The sequence below is a fragment of the Mitsuaria sp. MSU3D genome, from assembly GCF_056867975.1.
This window is the reverse complement of record NZ_CP200314.1, coordinates 1140120-1161341: the sequence shown is the minus strand read 5'-3', so window position 1 is coordinate 1161341 and position 21222 is coordinate 1140120. Positions and strand designations below refer to the sequence as shown.

Genomic DNA, 21222 nt, shown 5'->3' with positions numbered 1-21222 from the left:
GCAGCGGCCGGTCATTTCATTTCGGGCCGACTGGACGAAGGCGAAGGCGAAGGCGAAGGCGGCTCCGAATCCGGCTCCGCATTTGCTGCCGCGCTGTTCTCGGACGGCCCGCGCATGTCGACCTCTTCCGATTCGCCAGGCATGCGGATCCCGTCGAGCAGGCGCGCGAAGACCTCCACCTCTTCCGGACGCGGCGGCCATCCGGTGCCGAACAGCAGTTCGTGCTTCGCGATGAAGCGCTCCGCGTCATCGATCAGTCGCACGTCGTCGTACTGGGAAAACGTCGAGAAGTCGCCTGGCCGGCTGTGACCCAGATCCGACCGGAATCGCGACAGCCAGTCTGCGCCGAAGGCTTCGTGCAGCGCGCCCAGCGCCACGAGCTGCTGCGCGGCGATCCGTCGATTCGGCTCTGCGCTCGGCGGGTTCGCCGCCGAGGCCGCGTCGTCGTCCCTCGTGGCGAAACGGCGCAGCCGCGCCTTGAGGTCATCGAGCAACGTGCGATCGCGCGCTTCCCCTTGCTGCAGCATCTCGAAGTAGCGCAGCTTGTTGCCGAAGCGCTTGACCGCGCGCGGGGTGTGGGCGGACTCGCGGACCAGCTCGGTCCAGACCTTGAGCGCGTCGCGGAAGTCCTTGGAATCGGTGGCCTCGCGATGGCGCCGGCTCGCGGCGCGCAGGAGCAGCAGTCCCGCCAACGCGGCGCCGACGACCAGCACGCCGGCCACGATCCATGCATCCGCATGACTGCCCGCGCCGGCTTGCACGAGCACCCGCGTCGCCGACTGCGCGGGGGATCGCCCCCAGGCCAGCGTCGGATCGGATGCGCCAAGGCCCGGTGTCGGTACCCAGCGCGGCGCGCTCGCCGCGCTCGCGACGGCCGCGGCCTCCGGGGCGGACGCGGCCGTCAACACAGGCCCCGTTGCCAGGTCTTGCGCTTGCGCCTTCAACGGAAGCTGCGGGCGCAGCAGGACGCCCAGACTCACGCCGCCTGCGATCGCGCCCGCGAGCGCCAACCACATCGCGTGGCGACGGAGCCCCTGCATCGCCTCGCGCCGCCACGACGACGAGGCGGCCATCGCCGGATCGTCGGTCAGCAGCCGCCACGCCTCATACGACTGCGCGGTCGGCACCTTGATCTCCAGGTTGATCAGCTTCTGCAAGTAGTTGGCCGCGTAGGCACGGCGCTGCTCGCGCGCGGCCTGCTCGGGGTTGGCGTTGGCATCGGATGCGGACGCGCTCGCCAGCTCCTTCGCGATGCGCTCGAACGCGATCGCCAGCGCCGCCTGCACCTTGTCGGTCGCCATGCCGAAGAGCACGAAGCACTGCCCTGACGAGGTCAGGAAGTTCACCGCTTCCATGATCTCGAGCACGGCCTCGGGCCGGCAGCGGTCGAGATCGTCGATGACGACGACCACGCGCTCGGGCAAGGCGCGCGAGACCTCGCCGAACTGCTCGGCGAATCGCGTGCGGAAGCTGTTCTGCTCGGCGGCGAGCTTGGGTTTCATCCCTTGAAGCCCGCCGGCCAGCAGCGCGGCGGGATCCGCGCCGAAGGCCGTCAGCGCCTTGCGCAACGCGGCCAGCGTGGTGCCCGCGACCGTCAACAGCGCGAGCCATTCCGCCCAGGGCAAGGGCGGTGCACTCGGCGTCGTGCTCGAAGCGGCATCCGACGCCGGTCCCGCCGCCGTCCTTGTCGGCGCGGCGGCGGTCTTCGCGGGCTCCTGCCCTGCCAGCGAGCCCAGCACCTGGTCGACGCGCCGCAGCATCTGAGCCTCCGCTGCGGGATCGTTCATCCCCGCGTGCAAGGTCAGGATCAACGCCGCCGCCGCGCACAGGAGCACCGTGAACACCCAGTGCTTGCGCGAGCGCAGCCACAACAGGCGCAGCCGGAAGCCGATGCCATCGAGGCTGAGCCAGGGCGGCAGCGCCTGCTTGCTCAGCGCGCCCAGCAGCGCGGCGAAGAGGTGATCCTCCTTCTGGTGGTGCCAGGCGTTGAACCAGATCGGACGCGAGCCATGCTTGCGCAGGTCCGCGCACACGAGGCCCATCAGCGAGCTCTTGCCCGAACCCCAGTCGCCGGTGATGGCGAGCGTCAGCGGCGGCTCGGTCGCCGGGTTGCGCAGGAAGCGGGAGATGCCCGCGGCGAGCGGCTCGAAGTTGAGCCGGTCCTGCTTCGGGTCGGTCAACGCCGCGTCGGTGGCCGGCGTGTCGGCCATGCCGGCCACCACCTGGCGCGCCTGCGTGAACGACCGCCAGGCGCGAAGGAACATCGGCACCGACAGGAGCAAGGCGAGCCAGTACCAAGGCGCCGGATAGCGCGCATAGACACGGGGATCAATCCAGGTGCGGCCGCCGTCGCGCGTGGTCAGCAGCAGGCCGCCGTCGCCGACGGCCCAGCCACGCAAACCGTCCGTGCCGATGTAGCCCGTGCGCAAGCCAAAGGGCAAGGGCATCGGCGGCCGCAGCGGTTGACGCGGACGCGCCATCGCCGCTTGCGCGTCCGGCGCGGTCAGGTCCCCGGGTTCCCACAGCAGGCCGCCGTTGGTGGTCTGGAGCACACTGTCGTCTTTCGCGCCCATCGCCCACGCCTTCTTGCCGTCGGCGCTGACGCGCAGCACGGCCAGTCCCGCAGCAATGCCCGCCGGCTGCGAGCGCCAGGTCTTGCCGCCATCGTCGGTCCTCAGCACGGTGCCGCTGGCACCGTAGGCCCAGCCACGTTCGCCGTCGTCGGAGAAGTCGACGCTCAGCAGTGCGTCCAAGGCCCTTCTCGTCGCCGGCGACCACGTCAGCGCGCCATCGTCGGACGTGATCAGGAGGCCGTTCTTCCCCAGCGCCCACGCGCGCCGTCCCGCGTCATCCAAGCGGACAACCGTCAGGAGCCGGAAGCCGTCCCCTTCCTGATAGGCCGGTGCCGGGGACGCCTGCACCGGGAGCGACTGCACCGGCGGCGCCTTCACATCGCGCGGTGGTGGCCGGTTCACGGACTGGACGACGCTCGACGGCGCGATGGCCGACGACCCGTAGCCGGCTTCCGACCAACGCCGGGCCTGTTCGTCCATGACGAACACGCGACCACTCTCCATGATCACCGCGCCCACGGGGTGAGTCGCGTCGAGGCGCACCTCCCTCATCCTGGAAGTGCCGGGGCGATCCGCCGAGTGCCACGTCGCGCCGCCGTCCAGCGTCTCGATCGTGACGCCGTCGTCACTCGCGAGCCACCACCGCTGGCTGTCGTCGTCGACGGCGATGGACGTGAGGTTTCCGCTGACATCGGGCAGGCGCCGGAACGCGTTGCGTTCGACGGGGAGAAGCCACCATTCCCAGAGACCGCGCTCGACGCGCGTGACCGGCAGTGCCGAGTCCACTGGCCCAGGCGGCTGCAACAACGCCACGGTGGTGGCGAGCGCGCACCAGACGAGCCCCATCGTCAGCCAGACACGGCCACCGCGTCGATGCGTCGCAGGCGAGCCGGGCGAGCCGGGCGAGCCGGGCGAGGGAGCTTGCATGGCGAGGAGCGAGTGGGCAACGTCATCCGTATATCCCGCGGCCCCGGCCCGCGCATCATCAATTGGGATGAGCCCGCGCCATCGCACAATCCACGCGTTCCGAACCAAGAGAAAGTCACCGGCATGCGCCTCGCAGCGATCCGACTCCGCCTCACACGCACGACGCTGGCCGCGGTCGTGGCGGTGAGCCCGATGACCGCCATGGTCTCGATGGCGCAGGTCACACCGGCGGCGCCGGCGGTCTCCGCCAGCGAGCCACCGATCATCGGCCGCGAGGGCGTGACGGCCACCTTGTGGTTCCAGACCGCCGTCGAACGGCGGGCCGCGACGCTTGCGGTTTATCGCGCCGCGACCGCCCGCCTCCCCGCCGCGCGCAAGGCCACCCACGAGACCGCGTCGCTCGAGCAGGCCGCGCAAGGCGGCTTCGCCCGCAAGCCGCCGGCGATCGTGCTGGACGTCGACGAGACGGTGGTCGACAACTCGCCGTACGAGGCGTGGCGCATCCAGGCTGGCAAGCCCTACGACAGCGCCTCGTGGGCCGCCTGGGTCGCTTCCGCGCAGGCCACCGCGATTCCGGGAGCGCCCGCGTTCATCGCCCGTGCGCGCGCCCTCGGCTTCCGTGTCGTCTTCGTCACCAACCGCACCTGCCCCGCCAACGGCCCCTACGGACCCGAAGGCCTTCACGCCGCGTGCCCACAGAAGGCGCAGACGCTCGCGAATCTGGAACGGGTGCTGGGCCGCCCCGTCGCTCCCGGCGACCTGATGCTGCGCGGCGACCGCGCGGACTGGGCCGAATCCGACAAGAGCGCCAGGCGCCTGGCGGTGGCGCGCACGCATCGCATCGCCATGCTCGTCGGCGACGACCTCAACGACTTCGTGCCCCGCGCGAAGTACGTCGAGCAGGGCCACGCGAAACGCTGGGGCCTGACCTGGGTGCCGATCCCCAATCCGACTTACGGATCCTGGGGCGATTCCCTGACGCTGCCTCAACGCTACGACGCGCTGAAGCCCTGGCGCGGACCCGGCTCCGCCGAACCAACCGTCCCGGCGTCCGGAGCGTCCGCCGCTCAGTGATCGATCAACGCAAGGCCACCGGACGTGGCCCCTCTTGGGCTTAGGCGCTTGAGGGCTTGAGGGCTTGACGATTCCATTTACAGCTGTAATCATTCATTCGATTACATACGTAAACGGAATCACATGCCCGACGATCTCCCGCCCATCACCTCCGCCGAAGCCGAGGTCATGGAAGTGCTCTGGCGCTCCTCGCCGCTGTCGGCGGAGGACATCGCCGCGGCGCTTTCCGACCGGCAGGACTGGCAGCTCGCCACGGTGAAGACGTTGTTGAACCGGCTGCTGAAGAAGGACGCCCTCGTCGCCGAGCGCGACGGCCGGCGCTTCCTCTACGCGCCGCGCTTCCCGCGCGCCGACTGGGCGCACAGCGAGAGCCTCTCGCTGCTGGACCGCCTCTTCGGCGGCAGCCTCGCGCCGCTGGTGTCGCACTTCTCCGCGCGCCGCCAGCTCAAGGCCAGCGACGTCAAGGCGCTCAAGCAGTTGATCGACGACCACGAGCAGCGCGCCGCCAAGCCGCGCAAGTCCCGCAAGGGAGATGCCGCCGATGACTGACGCCCTGCTCCATGCGTTGCTCCGGCAGAGCGCGCTCGTTGCCCTCGTCGCGGTCGCCTTGCTGACCTTGCGTCGTCCCTTGACACGCTGCTTCAGCCCCGGGCTGGCCTACGCGGCCTGGCTGGTGCTGCCGGCGCTGCTGCTGGTCGACCTGCTCCCCGCGAGCCGCCCGCCCCTGACCCACACGCCTGGTCAGATGCGCATGATCATTGCCCCGCCGGTGGAGTCGTCGACCGCGGTTGCCGGCTCGCCGCTCGCATCCGCGATGCTCTGGCTGGCGCTCTGGGCCGTCGGTGCGATGGTCATCGTCGCGCGCATGGTCTGGCTGCAGCGCCGATTCGGTGCGACGCTGACGCGCGACGCGCACGCCCGCCACTGGATCGGCGAACAAGGCCCGGCGCTGGTCGGCCTGTGGCCGGCCCGGCTGGTCCTGCCGCCGGATTTCGAGCAACGCTTCGACGCCATCCAACGCCCGCTGGTGCTCGCGCATGAGGACGTCCATCGCCGTCGCTTCGACAACCATTGGAACGCTCTCGCCGCCGCGCTCTGCGCGCTGCACTGGTTCAACCCGCTGGCGTGGCTGGCGCTGCGCGCAATGCGCGCGGACCAGGAGGTGTCCTGCGACCAGGCCGTGATGCGCCGCTTTCCCGGCCGCGAGGCCGACTACGGCCGCGCGCTGCTGCGTGCCCAGCAATCCCCTTCGCCGCTCCAGCCGTGGTCCGGCTGGCGCTCGTCCCACCCCTTGATAGAAAGAGTCGCCATGCTGCGTCACCCGCCGCGTTCCCTCGTCCGCCGCCTGCTGGGCGCCACGCTGCTGGCCGCCCTGGCGCTGGGCGCCGCCAACGCCGTGCACGCGACCAAGCCCAAGCCCACGGACATCCCGCCGGGCGAAGCCCGCATCAGCCTCGACATCGCCGTGGAAGTCACCACCGGCACGAAGGAGGCGAGCGACAAGCGCAAATCGGCCATGCGGCTCATCGTCCGCGAGGGCGAGCAGGCCATGGTGCTGATGGGCGGCACGCTCGACAAACCCACGCCGGATCAGGTCAAGCTCGTCTTCACCGCGCGCCGGCAGCCGCCGGGCAGTCTGCTCGGCGATCTCTTCGTGACCTTCGTGGCCAGCCAGGGCGGGCGCCCGCTGTACGAGAACGAGTCGGTGATGGCCAACGCGCAGCCCTCCCACCTGAACGTCGCGCCCGTGGACGGGGCCATGCCGATCATCGATCTGCGAATCACGCCGACGCTGCTGGACTGAACGGCCGCCCCGGCCGCACGCCTCAATAGCCGGCCGCCAGCCCCGTGTTCCGCCGCGGATCGTTCGCGCCGTAGAAGCGGTTGTTCCCCACCGGCTTCCCATTGAGCGACGGCGCGCCGACGATGATCGCCGCCAGGTGGTTCGCCGGATGCGGCGCGCCCAGCTTGTGCCCCATGCCTTCCAGCAGCTTGCGCGTGTCCGGCGAGAACGCATACGGTTCGACGTTGGTCACGTCCGGCAGCCATTGCTGGTGGAAGCGCGGCGCGTCCACCGCCTCCTGCACGTGCATGTCGAAGTCGATGGCGTTGAGCATCGTCTGCAGCACGGCCGTGATGATGCGGCTGCCACCCGGCGTCCCGACCACCATCACCGGTTTGCCGTCCTTGGTCACGATCGTCGGGCTCATCGACGACAAGGGGCGCTTCCCGGGCGCGATCGCATTCGCCTCGCCCTGCACCAGGCCGTACATGTTGGGAACGCCGACCTTGGACGTGAAGTCGTCCATCTCGTTGTTGAGCAGCACGCCCGTCTTCGCCGCTGTGACCTTCGCGCCGAACCAGTCGTTCAGCGTGTAGGTCACCGACACCGCGTTGCCCCACTTGTCCGCGATCGAGTAGTGAGTCGTGTTGCTGCCCTCATGCGGTGGCACGCCGGGCTTGATCTCCATCGACACGCCCGCCTTCGCCGGGTCGATCGCCGCGCGCAGCTTGGCCGCGTAGTTCTTGTCCAGCAGCCGCTGCAGCGGGTTCTTCACGAAGTCCGGATCACCCAGCGTGCTGTTGCGATCGACGTAGGCATGGCGCATCGCCTCGATCTGGTAGTGCGCGCCCTGCGCCGATCCCCAGCCGAGCTGCCGCAGCGGGTAGCCCTCGAGGATGTTCAGCATCTCGCAGATGATCACGCCGCCCGAGCTCGGCGGCGGCGCCGACACGACGTGGTAGCCGCGGTAGTCGCATTCCACCGGGGGCAGCTCACGCGTCTGGTACTGGTCCAGGTCGGCCTGCGTCAGGATGCCCTTGCCGGCCTGGCTGGACTCGACCAGCGCCTTCGCCACCCAGCCTTTGTAGAAGCCGTCCGTGCCTTTGGCGCCGATCTCGCGCAGCGTCTTGGCCAGGTCCTTCTGCACCAGCTTGTCGCCGGCCTGGAAGGGCTTGCCCTTGTTCAGGAAGATCGCGCCGGAGGCCGGGTCCGCCACGAAGTCCTTCGTGGCCGTCTGGAACATGTCGACGTCGCCCTGGTCCAGCGCGAAGCCGCGGTCCGCCAGCGCAATCGCGGGCGCGATCAGCGCGGGGCGCTTCATCGTGCCGTACTTCTCCCGCGCGTACTCCATGCCGGAGACCGTCCCCGGCACGCCCACCGCGAGGTGCCCGTGCGTGCTCAGGCCCTTGATGACGTTGCCGTCCTTGTCGAGGTACATGTTGGCCGTCGCGGCCAGCGGGGCCTTCTCGCGGAAGTCGAGGAAGGTCTTGCGGCCGTCGGCCAGCTGGATCGTCATGAACCCGCCGCCGCCGAGGTTGCCCGCCGCCGGGTACACGACCGCAAGCGCGTAGCCCACCGCCACCGCGGCATCGACGGCATTGCCGCCGTCCTTGAGCACGTCGACGCCGACCCGCGTCGCGAGGTGCTGCGCGGTCACCACCATGCCGTTCTGCGCGGCCACCGGCGCGGCCGACGCTGCGAGGGACGGCGCCATCGGCGCAAAGGCCAGGGACGCGGTCACCGCCGCGGCACACGTGAGCAAACGGAAAGTCTTCATGAACCTGATTCCTCAAGAGATGCGACGGGGCATTCGACACCCGCGGCGGTGTCGCCCGCAATCCCAAGCGGCGTCAGGTCGTTACTGGAGAGGGTCTTTCAGCGCATCGGGCACCGGCAGTGCGACGATGTCGATGCCCTCGTCCGCGAGCTCGCGCGCCTCGTCCGGCGTCGCGCGGCCGCGGATGCCGCGCTCCTCGGCTTCGCCGTAATGGATGCGGCGCGCCTCGGTGGCGAATCGGTCGCCCACGTCCTCGGTCTTCGCCATCAGCGTGCGAACCGCCTGCAGGACCTGCTTCTGCATCTCGATCGCGATCGGCGGCACGCCGTCCGGCATCGAGGGCCCCGAAGGCAGCGACGGCGCTTCGGCGCCGCTCGTGCGCGACTTCGCCGTCGTCGGCTCGGCGGCGGAAGAGAGATTCAGCCGCGGCGCGCTCGGCATCCGCCGCACGGCCGCGCTGTTGCACAGCGGGCAGCTCAGCAGGCCGCGCGCTTGTTGCGACTCGAAATCGGTGGCGGAGGCGAACCAGCCCTCAAAGGCATGGCCGGCCTCGCAGGCCAGGTTCAGTACCAGCATGATGGACCGATGCTAGCGGCTGGACGCTTCGTCCGCCGGCATCCAGTCCAATGGCCATGCGCCGGCCCGCCAGCGCTGCAGCCATTGCAGGCAGATCAGCGTCTTCGCGTCGGTGACGCGACCGTCGAAGGCCATGCGGTCGAGCTCGTCCTCGGCCACCGGCAGCAGGTCGAGGAACTCCTCGTCGTCGAGCTGCCGTTCGCCGGCGATCAGGCCGCGGGCGAAGAAGATCTCGATGCGTTCGTCCGAATAGGCGATCGCGTTGTGGAGCACGCCCGCGTAGGCCCACTCGCGCGCGCGGAAGCCGGTCTCCTCGAACAGCTCGCGCATCGCGCAGCGCAGCGGAGATTCGTCCGGATCCAGCTTGCCCGCGGGAAACTCCAGCACCACGCGGCCCATCGGATAGCGGTACTGGCGTTCCAGCAGCACGCGGCCGTCGTCGAACAGCGGCACGATCACCGCCGCGCCGGGGTGGCGGATGTACTCGCGCGTGGCCTCCCGGCCATTGGGCAGCGCGACACGGTCGCGCTTCACATGAAGAAAATTGCCCCGCAGGATCCACTCGGACGCCAGCGGGGCTTCGCGCAGATGTTCGTCGGCATCGGCGGCCGGCGGGATGCCGATCACGCCGTCGTCATCGGGTCGGTTGGCGTCAGGCAGCTTCTTCGTCATCGAACTCTCGCACCTTGGCCCGCGAGCGGCGCAGGTAGCGCCACACGAAACCCGGGAAGCCCAAGGTCACGAACATCGCCAGCGCCGCCGCGTAGAACTCCCAGCCCTGCGGGAAACGCTGGCCCTGCTGCGACTCGAGGCCGAAGCCCACGGCCAGCGTCACCAGCGCGAGCAGGAAAAGCTCCAGCAGGCGCCAGCCGCCGGCCTTGGGATCGCGACGCGGCCCCACCAGCAGGATGCGCGAACTCAGGTAAGGCAGGTTGGCCGCGACAAGCGCGACCACCAGCACCATCCAGACAGAAACGCCTTGATCCATGATCGTGCTCCGTATCCCGTCGTCGGCCGCTGCCGTTTCCGCCCGCCGTCGCCGGCGATCAGTGCGCCAGCGCGCGCGTGACGGCCTGGCTGCACAGTGCCAGCAGGCCGCTCGGCACCAGGCCCAGCACCAGCACCGCGGCGCCGTTCAGCGACATCACCACGCGGGCGTCCGCGGGGGCGCTCAGCGGGCTGTGGTCGGTCGGTTCATCGAAGAACATGACCTTCACGACACGCAGGTAGTAGAACGCGCCCACCAGCGACAGCAGCACCGCGATCACGGCCAGCCAGATGTAGAGCGACTGGCCCGTCGTGACCATCGCCTGCAGCACGGCCAGCTTGCCGTAGAAGCCCACCATCGGCGGGATGCCGGCCAGCGAGAACATGTAGATCGCCATCACGAAGGCGTACCACGGGCTGCGCTTGAACAGGCCGGCCAGATCGCTGATCTGCTCGGACTCGAAGCCCTGGCGCGCCAGCAGCATGATCAGGCCGAAGCTGCCCAGCGTCGTCAGCACGTAGGTGATCGCGTAGAACATCGCCGAGCTGTAGGCGTTCAGCGCATGCAGGTCCGGCTGGCCGTTCACCACGCCCGAAGCCAGGCCCAGCACGACGAAGCCCATCTGCGAGATCGTCGAGTACGCCAGCATCCGCTTCAGGTTGCTCTGCGCGATCGCCGCCAGGTTGCCCACGACCAGCGAGGCCACCGCCATCACCAGCATCATCTGCTGCCAGTCGGTCGCCAGCGGCAGCATGCCTTCCACCAGCAGACGCAGCGTCATGCCCAGCGCGGCCAGCTTGGGCGCGCCGCCGATCAGCAGCGTCGCGGCCGTCGGCGCGCCCTGGTAGACGTCCGGCACCCACATGTGGAAAGGCGCGGCACCCAGCTTGAAGCCCAGGCCGGCGACGACGAAGACCACGCCCAGCACCAGCACGCCCTTGTTGACGGTGCCGGTGGAGATGACCTCGAACACGCGCGGGATCGAGAGCGAGCCCGTGGCGCCGTACATCATCGACAGGCCGTACAGCAGGAAGCCCGAGGCCAGCGCGCCCAGCACGAAGTACTTCATCGCGGCTTCGGTCGAGATCGTGTGATCGCGACGCAGCGCCGTCAGCGCGTACAGCGACAGGCTCATCAGTTCCAGACCCAGGTAGGTGGTCAGGAAGTTGTTGGCCGCCACCATCACGTTGACGCCCAGCAGCACCAGCAGGCTCAGCGTGAACAGCTCGCCCTTGAGGATGTCGCGCGACTCGGCGTACGGACGCGCGTAGACCAGCGTGACGATCAGCGCGATGGCGCTGACGCCGCTCAGCAGGTGGCTGAGCGGGTCGACGACCAGCATGCCCTGCATCGTCTCGGTGGGCACGTCGCCCATCGCGGCGAAGTGCATCACGCCGACCACCGCCAGGCTGAGCTGCGTCAGCCAGTAGGTCGTCGTGCGGCGCGCGTCGGTGACGAACAGGTCCACCAGCGCGACCACGCAGGCCAGCGCCAGCAACAGGATTTCGGGATAGACCGCGACCCAGTTCATGTCGTTCATTGTGTTGGGCCCTTATTGGATCTTGGACACCGCGACGTGCTTGAGCAGCGCGTCGACGGACTGATGCATCACGTCGGTGAACGGCTTCGGGTACACGCCCATGTAGAGCGTCGCGATCGCCAGCACGCCCAGCATCAGGAACTCGCGGCCGTTGATGTCGGTCAGGTTGCGGACGTTGTCGTTGGTCACCGCGCCGAAGTAGACGCGCTTGATCATCCACAGCGTGTAGGCCGCGCCGAAGATCAGCGCCGTGGCCGCCAGCAGGCCGATCCAGAAGTTGTGGCCGACGGCGCCCAGGATCACCATCCACTCGCCCACGAAACCGGCCGTCGCCGGCAGGCCGCAGTTGGCCATGCCGAAGAACACCGCCAGCGCCGCGAACTTGGGCATCGTGTTGACGACGCCGCCGTAGTCGGCGATCTCACGCGAATGCACGCGGTCGTACAGGACGCCGATGCACAGGAACATCGCGCCCGACACGAAGCCGTGCGAGATCATCTGCACCAGGCCGCCGGCGACGCCCAGCTCGTTGAAGATGAAGAAGCCCAGCGTCACGAAGCCCATGTGGGCCACCGACGAGTAAGCCACCAGCTTCTTCATGTCGCGCTGGACCATGGCCACCAGGCCGATGTAGATCACGGCGATCAGCGACAGGCCGATGATGAACCAGTCGTAGTGACGCGCGGCGTCCGGCGCGATCGGCAGCGAGAAGCGCAGGAAGCCGTAGGCGCCCAGCTTCAGCATGATGGCCGCCAGGACCACCGAGCCGCCGGTCGGCGCCTCCACGTGGGCGTCCGGCAACCACGTGTGCACCGGCCACATCGGCACCTTCACCGCGAAGGCCGCGAAGAAGGCGAAGAACAGCAGGGTCTGCGCCGGCATCCCCAGCGGCAGCTTGTGCCACAGCAGGATCTCGAAGCTGCCCGACTGGCTGTACAGGTACAGCAGCGCGATCAGCATCAGCAGCGAGCCGGCCAGCGTGTACAGGAAGAACTTGAAGGCCGCGTACACGCGACGAGGTCCGCCCCAGACGCCGATGATGATGTACATCGGGATCAGCGTGGCCTCGAAGAACACGTAGAACAGCATGCCGTCGAGCGCGCAGAACACGCCGATCATCAGGCCCGACAGGATCAGGAAGGCGCCCATGTACTGGTGCACCCGCGTGTCGATCACTTCCCAGGCCGCGATCACCACGATGATCGAGATGAAGGCCGTCAGCGGGACGAACCACATCGAGATGCCGTCCACGCCCAGGTGGTAGTGGATGTTGAAGCGCGGGATCCAGGTCGCGACCTCGACGAACTGCATCGCCGCCGTCGAGTTGTCGAAGCCGCTGATCAGCGGCAGCGTCACCAGGAAGGACGCGACCGCCGCGACCAGCGCCATCCAGCGCACCGCGCCGGCATTGTTGTCGCGCCCGAGCGCGAGCAGCAGGCCACCGCAGACGATGGGCAGCCAAATGGAGAGACTTAGCAACATTCTTATTCTCCGCCCGCGTCAGAGGCCGAACAGGGCCTTGAATTGGGGCCCCATGTAAGGCCACAGCTGCCAGGTCATCAGACCCACGACACCCAGGATCATCACCAGCGCGTACCAGTACAGGTGGCCGGTCTGGATCAGCCGCACCAGGCCGGCGACGCCGCCCACCGTGCGCGCCGAGCCGTTGATCAGCACGCCGTCGATGACGCCCTGGTCGCCGCCCTTCCACAGGCCGGATCCGAGCGCGCGCGCGCCGCGGGCCAGCACGTTCTCGTTGAACCAGTCCATGTAGTACTTGTTCTCGAGGATCGTCACGATCGGGCGGAAGATGCGCGCGATCGCGGCCGGGATCGCCGGGCTGATCATGTAGAACCAGTAGGCCACGGCCACGCCGGCGATCGCCAGCCACAGCGGCAGCGTCTGCAGGCTGTGCACCGCCATCGCGACGGCGCCGTGGAACTCCTCGCCCAGTTCGGTCATCGCGTGATGGACCTCGTGGTTCACGAAGATCGAGTCCTTGAAGAAGTCGCCGTGCAGCATCGGCTTGATCGTGAAGAAGCCGATCAGCACCGACGGGATCGCCAGCAGCACCAGCGGCACCGTCACCACCCACTTCGACTCATGCGGCGTGTGGTCGTGCGCGTCGCCATGGTGATCGTCATGATCATCGTGGTGGTCGTGCTCGCCCGGGAACGGCTTGTGGTGGAAGTTCTCCTTGCCGTGGAAGACCAGGAAGTACATCCGGAAGCTGTAGAACGCCGTCACGAAGACGCCGGCCACCACCGCGACGTAGGCGAAGCCCGCGCCCGGCAGGTGCGAGGCGTGGACCGCCTCGATGATCGAGTCCTTCGAGTAGAAGCCCGAGAAGAACGGCGTGCCGATCAGCGCCAGCGAGCCCAGCAGCGAGGTGATCCAGGTCACCTTCATGTACTTGCGCAGGCCGCCCATGTTGCGGATGTCCTGGTCATGGTGCATGCCGATGATCACGGAGCCCGCGCCGAGGAACAGCAGCGCCTTGAAGAACGCGTGCGTCATCAGGTGGAACACCGCCACCGAGTAGGCCGAGGCGCCCAGCGCCACCGTCATGTAGCCCAGCTGCGAGAGCGTGGAGTACGCGACGACGCGCTTGATGTCGTTCTGGATGATGCCCAGGAAGCCCATGAACAGCGCCGTGATCGAGCCGATCACCAGCACGAAGCTCAGCGCCGTGTCGGACAGCTCGAACAGCGGGCTGAAGCGCGACACCATGAAGATGCCGGCCGTCACCATCGTCGCCGCGTGGATCAGCGCCGAGATCGGGGTCGGGCCTTCCATCGAGTCCGGCAGCCACACGTGCAGCGGGAACTGCGCCGACTTGCCCATCGCGCCGATGAACAGGCAGATGCAGGCCACGCTCAGCATCATCCACGGCTCGGCGCCGAAGGGATTCGCGAAGCCGATCTTGGCCAGTTCCGCCGACTTGGCGAAGGTCTCGGTGTAGTTCAGCGAGCCGCCGTAGGCGACCAGCAGGCCGATGCCCAGGATGAAGCCGAAGTCGCCGACCCGGTTCACCAGGAAGGCCTTCATGTTGGCGAAGATCGCCGTCGGCTTCGTGTACCAGAAGCCGATCAGCAGGTAGGACACCAGGCCCACCGCTTCCCAGCCGAAGAACAGCTGCAGCATGTTGTTGGACATCACCAGCATCAGCATGCTGAAGGTGAACAACGAGATGTAGCTGAAGAAGCGCTGGTAGCCGGGGTCTTCCTCCATGTAGCCGATGGTGTAGATGTGCACCATCAGCGAGACGAAGGTCACCACGCACATCATCATCGCGGACAGGCCGTCGATCATGAAGCCGACTTCCATCTTCAGGCCGCCCAGCACCATCCACTCGTAGACGGTCTGGTTGAAGCGCGCGCCGTCGAGCACGGCGTTGAGCGTCATCACGGAGATGATCAGCGCCACCAGCACGCCGAGGATGGTCACCACGTGGGCGCCGCGGCGGCCCACCTGCTTGCCGAACAGGCCCGCCACGATGGCGCCGGCCAACGGCGCCAGGGGCACCGCCAGCAGCATGTTCTGAGAGAGTGTTGCAGACATTGTTTTTCTCGCTTCCTGACGCTCGTCAGCCCTTCAGGGCGTCCAGCTCTTCCACGTCGATGCTGCTGCGGTTGCGGAACAGCACGACCAGGATCGCCAGGCCGATCGCCGACTCGGCGGCCGCCACGGTGAGGATGAAGAACACGAACACCTGGCCGGCCATGTCGCCCAGGTAGTGCGAGAACGCCACGAAGTTCATGTTGACCGCCAGCAGCATCAGCTCGATGGCCATCAGCAGCACGATCAGGTTCTTGCGGTTCAGGAAGATGCCGATCACCGACAGCGCGAACAGGAACGCGCCCAGGATCAGGAAATGGTTCAGGCTCAGCGCACCCATCACGCGGCTCCTTCGTTCTTGTCAGCCGCCGGCAGCGACGGCGCTTCGACGGTCGGGGCGACCTTGACGATGCGCAGGCGGTCCGCCTTCTTCACGCGCACCTGCTGCGACGCGTCCTGGTGGCGCGAGTCCTTGCGGCCGCGCAGCGTCAGCGCGATCGCCGCGATGATCCCCACCAGCAGCAGCACCGCGGCGATCTGCACCGGGAACAGGTAGTTGGTGTAGATCTCGATGCCCAGCAGCTTGGTGTTGCCCAGCTGCGCCATGTTGGGGATCTCCGGGGCGTTCTCGACGCCGCGGAAGCCGCCCATCAGCACGGCCGCGATCTCCAGCGCGATGACCGCGCCGACGAGGCTGGCCACCGGCAGGTGCTTCCAGATGCTCTCGCGCACGGCGGTGGACTCGAAGTCCAGCATCATCACGACGAACAGGAACAGCACCATCACGGCGCCGATGTAGACCAGCACCAGCGTGATGGCCAGGAACTCCGCCTTCAGCAGCATCCACAGACAGGAGGCGCTGAAGAAGGACAGGATCAGGAACAGGGCCGAGTGCACGGTGCTCTTGGCCGTGATGACACGGACCGCGGAGGCCAGCAGTACGAACGAGAAAACGTAGAAGAGCGCGGTAGTGATATCCATGCGATGTCCTGCAAGCAGGCCGCCGGTCGCGGTCCTCTCCCCTCGCCTCGCGGCGCGGTGAAGACGACCGCCGGACCGGTCAGCGGTACTTGGCGTCGGCCTCCTTGCTGGCTGCGATCTGCGGCTCGTACCGGTCCCCCACCGCCAGGAGCATCTCCTTGGTGAAGTACAGGTCGCCGCGCTTCTCGCCGTGGTATTCGAAGATGTCGGTCTCGACGATCGAGTCGACCGGGCAGCTCTCTTCGCAGAAGCCGCAGAAGATGCACTTGGTCAGGTCGATGTCGTAGCGCGTCGTGCGGCGAGAGCCGTCCGCGCGCACCTCCGATTCGATCGTGATCGCCATGGCGGGGCACACGGCCTCGCACAGCTTGCAGGCGATGCAGCGCTCTTCACCGTTCTCGTACCGGCGCAGCGCGTGCAGACCGCGGAAGCGAGGAGACAGCGGGGTCTTCTCTTCCGGGAACTGCACCGTGATGTTCTTCGAGAGGAAATGCCGGCCGGTGAGGGCCATGCCCTTCAGCAGCTCGGTGAGCATGAAGCTCTTGACTAGGTCCTTGATCACAGCGGATACCTCGGATTACTTCCAGATATTGAACGGCGACTGGATCCACAGACCCACCACGACGAGCCACACCAGGGTGACCGGAATGAAGATCTTCCAGCCCAGACGCATGATCTGGTCATAGCGGTAGCGCGGGAAGGTCGCGCGCACCCACAGGAAGCAGGTCACGACGAAGAAGGTCTTGGCGAACAGCCAGAACCAGTTCCAGAACGCCATCGAGTGCTGGATCCACGCGGGCGTGTCCATGCCCAGCAGCGACCACGAGATCGGGGCCGACCAGCCGCCCAGGAACATCAGCACCGCCAGGGCCGACACCAGGATCATGTTGGCGTACTCGGCCAGGAAGAACATCGCGAACGACATGCCCGAGTACTCGATCATGTGACCGGCCACGATTTCCGATTCGCCTTCGACGACGTCGAACGGGTGGCGGTTCGTCTCGGCCAGGCCGGAGATGAAGTACACCAGGAAGATCGGCAGCAGCGGCAGCCAGTTCCAGGACAGGATGTTCACGCCGTGCGACGCGAACCAGCCCTGCTCCTGGCTGGTCACGATGGCACTGACGTTCATCGAGCCGGTCACCATCAGCACGACGACCAGGCAGAAGCCCATCGCGATCTCGTAGGAGACCATCTGTGCCGAGGCGCGCAACGCGCCCAGGAAGGCGTACTTCGAGTTCGAGGCCCAGCCCGCGATGATCACGCCGTAGACCTCGAGCGAGGTGATGGCCATCAGGAACAGCAGGCCGGCGTTGACGTCGGCGATCGCGACGCCCGGGCCGAAGGGCACGACCGCCCAGGCGGCCAGCGCCGGCATGATCGTCATGATCGGGCCGAGGAAGAACAGGCCCTTGTTCGCGGCGCTCGGGACGATGATCTCCTTGAAGATCAGTTTCACGGCGTCGGCGATCGGGGTCAGCAGGCCCAGCGGACCGACACGGTTCGGACCCGGACGGATCTGCGACCAGCCGATGGCCTTGCGTTCCCACAGCGTCAGGTAGGCGACGCAGCCCAGCAGCGGCAGCAGCACGGCGATGATCTTGAGCACGCTCCAGACCACCGGCCAGACCACACCTCCCAGCAGCGAGGCGCCGGCGTTATAGAAGTTTTCCATCGTCGTCTCGTCCTCAGGCCTTGGTCACGGCGATCGCGCCGGTGAACGCGCCCAGTGCGGCGGTCTCGGGGATGCCGGCGGGGATGCGCACCACGGTCGCGGGCAGCGATGCGTCCAGCTGCGCGGCCAGCACGGCCTCGCCGCCGTTCTGCGTCACGCGCACCTGCGCACCCTGCTCGGTCAGGCCGAGTTCGGTCCACAGCGCCTGCGGCAGCGAGGCGATCGCCGCGTCACGGCCGTCGCGGGTCAGCTGCAGCGAGGTGGCGCGGCGCACCAGGGCGTCGGTCGCGTAGATCGGCACCGTCGTCAGGCGTTCCAGGCCTTGCACCGGCGCGGCTGCGGCGGATTGGGCCGACACGGTGTTGCCCAGGCGGTTCGCCAGGTCCAGCGACGAGCCCAGGGCCGCGGTGCGGACCTGCTCGGAGCTGTCGAAGTCGAAGCCTTGCAGGCTCAGCAGGTTGCCCAGCACGCGCAGGATCTTCCAACCCGGACGGGTCTCGCCGCGGGCCTTGGCCACGCCGACGAAGCTCTGCAGGCGACCTTCCGCGTTGACGAAGCTGCCCGAGGTCTCGGTGAACGGCGCCGTCGGCAGCAGCACGTCGGCGAACTCGACCACCGGGCCGGTCTTGAACGGCGTCAGCACGACGACCATCTCGGCCGCGTTGACGGCCTTGGCGGCGGCGGCGGCGTTCGCGCCGTCCAGCACCGGGTCGGTGTTGAGCAGCAGCAGGGCCTTGGCCGGCTGGTCGTTCAGCAGTTGGGCCGCCGTGCGACCGCCCTGCCCCGGACGGGCATTGACGAGTTGCGCGCCGACGCTGTTCGCCGCGGCCGACAGCACGCCGACGGTGGCGCCGGTCTGCTCGCCGATCCAGTTCGCCAGCGACAGCAGCGTCGCGGCCTGCGGATGCTGGATCGCGGCGTTGCCGATCAGCACGGCCTTGCGCTCGCCCGACAGCAGCGTGTCGGCGATCGCCTTGGCGGCGTCGGTCGCGTTGCCTTGCACCGGCGCGCTCACGCCCTTGGCGGCGCCGATGGCGGCGGCGACGTTGGCCAGTTCAGCGACCCAGGCCGACGGCGCCGCGGTGATCGCGGCAGCGACCGGCATCTTCCAGTCTTCGACCGAGCCGGCCAGCGACGCGATCTGCGCGCCGCGGCGGGCGGCCTGGCGCAGGCGTTGCGCGAACAGCGGGTGGTCCTTGCGCAGCGACGAGCCGACGACGAAGGCCCGGTCCAGTTGCGACAGCGATGCGATCGAGGTGCCGAGCCACAGCGCCTTGCCGTCCGCGGCGCGCAGCGCCGGGTCGACGACGCGCAGCTGCGTGTCGATGTTCTCGCTGCCCAGGCCGCGCACCAGTTGCGCCAGCAGGTGCAGTTCCTCGACGGTGCTGTGCTCGGAGCCCAGCGCGGCGATGGACGCGCCGCCCTTCTCCGTCTTGACCTGCTTCAGGCCGTTGGCGACGTATTCCAGCGCGGTGGTCCAGTCGACCGACTTCCACTCGCCGCCCTGCTTGAGCATCGGCGTGGTCAGGCGTTCGTCGCCGTTCAGCGCTTCGTAGGAGAAGCGGTCGCGGTCGGCGATCCAGCACTCGTTGACGGCTTCGTTCTCCAGCGGGACGACGCGCATCACTTCGTTGTTCTTGACCTGGACGATCAGGTTCGCGCCGGTCGAGTCATGCGGGCTGACGCTCTTGCGACGCGACAGTTCCCAGGTGCGGGCGCTGTAGCGGAAGGGCTTGCTGGTCAGCGCGCCGACCGGGCAGATGTCGATCATGTTGCCCGACAGCTCCGAGTCCACGGTGCGGCCGACGAAGGTCTGGATCTCGCTGTGCTCGCCGCGGTGCGCCATGCCCAGCTCCATCACGCCGGAGATCTCCTGGCCGAAGCGGACGCAGCGCGTGCAGTGGATGCAGCGGCTCATCTCTTCCATCGAGATCAGCGGGCCGACGTTCTTGTGGAACACCACGCGCTTCTCTTCCGAGTAGCGCGAGGCGCTAGAGCCGTAACCGACGGCCAGATCCTGCAGCTGGCATTCGCCGCCCTGGTCGCAGATCGGGCAGTCCAGCGGGTGATTGATCAGCAGGAACTCCATCACGCCCTGCTGGGCCTTGATGGCTTTCTCGCTCTTGGTGCGGACGATCATGCCCTGCGTCACCGGCGTCGCGCAGGCGGGCAGCGGCTTGGGCGCCTTCTCCACGTCCACCAGGCACATGCGGCAGTTGGCCGCGATGCTCAGCTTCTTGTGATAGCAGAAGTGCGGGATGTAGGTGCCGGCCTTCTCGGCGGCATGCATCACCATGCTGCCTTCGGGCACTTCGACCTTCTGGCCGTCGAGTTCGATTTCAACCATAGTTCTTCTCAGCGGCTCCGATCAGGCGTGCGCCGGCGACTTCGCCGTGGCGGACGGGGACGACGCGGCAGGCGCCTTGTTCTGCTGGGCCTGTTCGATCATCGCGATGAACTCACCCTTGAAGTGCTTGAGCATCGCGCGCACCGGCATCGCCGCGGCGTCGCCCAGCGCGCAGATGGTGCGGCCCTGGATGTTGTCGGCCACGGAGTTCAGCAGGTCGATGTCCTCGACGCGGCCCTTGCCGTGGGCGATGCGCTCGATCACGCGGTGCATCCAGCCCGTGCCTTCGCGGCAGGGGGTGCACTGGCCGCAGGACTCGTGCGCGTAGAAGTAGGACAGGCGCAGCAGGCTGGTCACCATGCAACGGGTCTCGTCCATCACGATGACGGCGCCCGAACCCAGCATCGAGCCGGCCTTGGCGATGGAGTCATAGTCCATCGTGCACTGCATCATGACGTCGGCCGGCAGCACCGGGGCGGACGAACCGCCGGGGATGACCGCCTTGAGCTTGCGGCCGCCGCGCATGCCGCCGGCGAGTTCGAGCAGCTTCTCGAACGAGGTGCCCAGCGGGATCTCGTAGTTGCCGGGACGCTCGACGTCGCCGGAGATCGAGAAGATCTTGGTGCCGCCGTTGTTGGGCTTGCCGACCTCGAGGTAGGCCTGGCCGCCGTTGCGGATGATCCAGGGCACCGCCGCGAAGGTCTCGGTGTTGTTGATGGTCGTCGGCTTGCCGTACAGGCCGAACGAGGCCGGGAACGGCGGCTTGAAGCGGGGCTGGCCCTTCTTGCCTTCGAGCGATTCCAGCAGCGCGGTTTCCTCGCCGCAGATGTAGGCGCCGAAGCCGTGGTGGCCGTGCAGCTGGAAGCTGAAGTTGCTGCCCAGGATGTTGTCGCCCAGCAGGCCGGCCGCGCGGGCCTCTTCCAGCGCGGCTTCGAAGCGTTCGTACACCTCGAAGATCTCGCCGTGGATGTAGTTGTAGCCGACCTTGATGCCCATCGCGTACGCCGCGATCGCCATGCCTTCGATGACGATGTGCGGGTTGTACATGAGGATGTCGCGGTCCTTGCAGGTACCCGGCTCGCCCTCGTCGCTGTTGCAGACCAGGTACTTCGCGCCCGGGAACTGGCGCGGCATGAAGCTCCACTTCAGGCCGGTCGGGAAACCCGCGCCGCCGCGGCCGCGCAGGCCGGAGGCCTTCACTTCCGCGATGACCTGGTCGGAGGTCATGCCCTGACCCTCGCCCTGGGCGAGGATCTTGCGCAGGGCCTGGTAGCCGCCGCGCGCTTCGTAGTCCTTCAGCGACCAGTTCTTGCCATCGAGGCCCGCGTAGATCTGCGGGGTGATGTTGCGGTCGTGGAAGCAGGTCTCGGCACCCGTGGCCTGCCACTTCGAGAGGTCGATGTTCGCGATGTTGGTCATCGTG

General features: G+C 67.9%; 17 protein-coding genes. 3 read left to right on the top strand and 14 right to left on the bottom strand.

The window, feature by feature from the left end; translation table 11 throughout:
- Positions 1-11 precede the first annotated feature (11 nt).
- The gene (locus tag AC1VNM_RS05295; protein ID WP_483106104.1) at positions 12-3500 is read right to left on the bottom strand and encodes a P-loop NTPase fold protein; all 3489 of its coding nucleotides are present in this window, start codon (positions 3498-3500) and stop codon (positions 12-14) included.
- A 123-nt stretch (positions 3501-3623) separates the two neighbouring features.
- On the opposite strand from AC1VNM_RS05295, the gene AC1VNM_RS05290 reads away from it, so the two are divergent.
- The 3 genes from AC1VNM_RS05290 (at position 3624) to AC1VNM_RS05280 (ending at position 6378) form a co-directional block, all read left to right on the top strand.
- A complete protein-coding gene (locus tag AC1VNM_RS05290; RefSeq protein ID WP_483106103.1) occupies positions 3624-4574 on the top strand; it encodes a 5'-nucleotidase, lipoprotein e(P4) family in 951 nt (316 codons plus the stop codon).
- 123 nt (positions 4575-4697) lie between these two features.
- Complete coding sequence (locus AC1VNM_RS05285; protein ID WP_483106102.1) at positions 4698-5123, top strand: BlaI/MecI/CopY family transcriptional regulator; 426 nt, start codon at positions 4698-4700, stop codon at positions 5121-5123.
- A complete protein-coding gene (locus AC1VNM_RS05280) occupies positions 5116-6378 on the top strand; it encodes a M56 family metallopeptidase (protein ID WP_483106101.1) in 1263 nt (420 codons plus the stop codon). Before AC1VNM_RS05285 ends, AC1VNM_RS05280 begins: the two co-directional genes overlap by 8 nt.
- Positions 6379-6400: 22 nt before the next feature.
- Here the strand turns inward: AC1VNM_RS05280 and ggt are convergent, their stop codons facing one another.
- From ggt to nuoF, 13 genes are all read right to left on the bottom strand, one after another.
- Complete coding sequence (ggt, locus tag AC1VNM_RS05275; protein WP_483109246.1) at positions 6401-8071, bottom strand: gamma-glutamyltransferase; 1671 nt, start codon at positions 8069-8071, stop codon at positions 6401-6403.
- A gap of 144 nt (positions 8072-8215) precedes the next feature.
- Positions 8216-8710 carry a DUF1178 family protein gene (locus AC1VNM_RS05270; RefSeq protein WP_483106100.1) on the bottom strand — a complete coding sequence of 165 codons (495 nt, stop codon included), beginning with the start codon at positions 8708-8710 and terminating at the stop codon, positions 8216-8218.
- Positions 8711-8722: 12 nt separating this feature from the next.
- Positions 8723-9382 (bottom strand): NUDIX domain-containing protein, encoded by a 660-nt coding sequence (locus AC1VNM_RS05265; RefSeq protein WP_377155448.1) that lies wholly within the window; start codon positions 9380-9382, stop codon positions 8723-8725.
- Entirely contained in the window at positions 9363-9698 is a 336-nt protein-coding gene (locus tag AC1VNM_RS05260) for a DUF2818 family protein (protein WP_377155449.1), read from the bottom strand. The genes AC1VNM_RS05265 and AC1VNM_RS05260 overlap by 20 nt, the downstream gene beginning before the upstream one ends.
- A gap of 58 nt (positions 9699-9756) precedes the next feature.
- Entirely contained in the window at positions 9757-11238 is a 1482-nt protein-coding gene (nuoN, locus tag AC1VNM_RS05255) for an NADH-quinone oxidoreductase subunit NuoN (RefSeq protein WP_377155450.1), read from the bottom strand.
- 12 nt (positions 11239-11250) lie between these two features.
- Positions 11251-12720, bottom strand: a complete 1470-nt coding sequence (locus tag AC1VNM_RS05250) for an NADH-quinone oxidoreductase subunit M (RefSeq protein ID WP_377155451.1) — start codon at positions 12718-12720, stop codon at positions 11251-11253.
- A gap of 18 nt (positions 12721-12738) precedes the next feature.
- Positions 12739-14799: an NADH-quinone oxidoreductase subunit L gene (gene nuoL, locus AC1VNM_RS05245; RefSeq protein WP_483106099.1), complete on the bottom strand. Its 2061-nt coding sequence runs from the start codon at positions 14797-14799 to the stop codon at positions 12739-12741.
- A 25-nt stretch (positions 14800-14824) separates the two neighbouring features.
- Entirely contained in the window at positions 14825-15136 is a 312-nt protein-coding gene (gene nuoK / locus AC1VNM_RS05240) for an NADH-quinone oxidoreductase subunit NuoK (RefSeq protein ID WP_067273420.1), read from the bottom strand.
- Entirely contained in the window at positions 15136-15777 is a 642-nt protein-coding gene (locus tag AC1VNM_RS05235) for an NADH-quinone oxidoreductase subunit J (protein WP_377155454.1), read from the bottom strand. Before AC1VNM_RS05235 ends, nuoK begins: the two co-directional genes overlap by 1 nt.
- 79 nt (positions 15778-15856) lie before the next feature.
- Positions 15857-16339: an NADH-quinone oxidoreductase subunit NuoI gene (nuoI, locus tag AC1VNM_RS05230; RefSeq protein ID WP_255362648.1), complete on the bottom strand. Its 483-nt coding sequence runs from the start codon at positions 16337-16339 to the stop codon at positions 15857-15859.
- Positions 16340-16354: 15 nt separating this feature from the next.
- Positions 16355-17452, bottom strand: a complete 1098-nt coding sequence (nuoH, locus tag AC1VNM_RS05225; protein ID WP_377155455.1) for an NADH-quinone oxidoreductase subunit NuoH — start codon at positions 17450-17452, stop codon at positions 16355-16357.
- A gap of 13 nt (positions 17453-17465) precedes the next feature.
- The gene (gene nuoG / locus AC1VNM_RS05220; RefSeq protein WP_483106098.1) at positions 17466-19799 is read right to left on the bottom strand and encodes an NADH-quinone oxidoreductase subunit NuoG; all 2334 of its coding nucleotides are present in this window, start codon (positions 19797-19799) and stop codon (positions 17466-17468) included.
- A gap of 21 nt (positions 19800-19820) precedes the next feature.
- Complete coding sequence (gene nuoF, locus AC1VNM_RS05215; RefSeq protein ID WP_431103177.1) at positions 19821-21218, bottom strand: NADH-quinone oxidoreductase subunit NuoF; 1398 nt, start codon at positions 21216-21218, stop codon at positions 19821-19823.
- Positions 21219-21222: the final 4 nt, after the last annotated feature.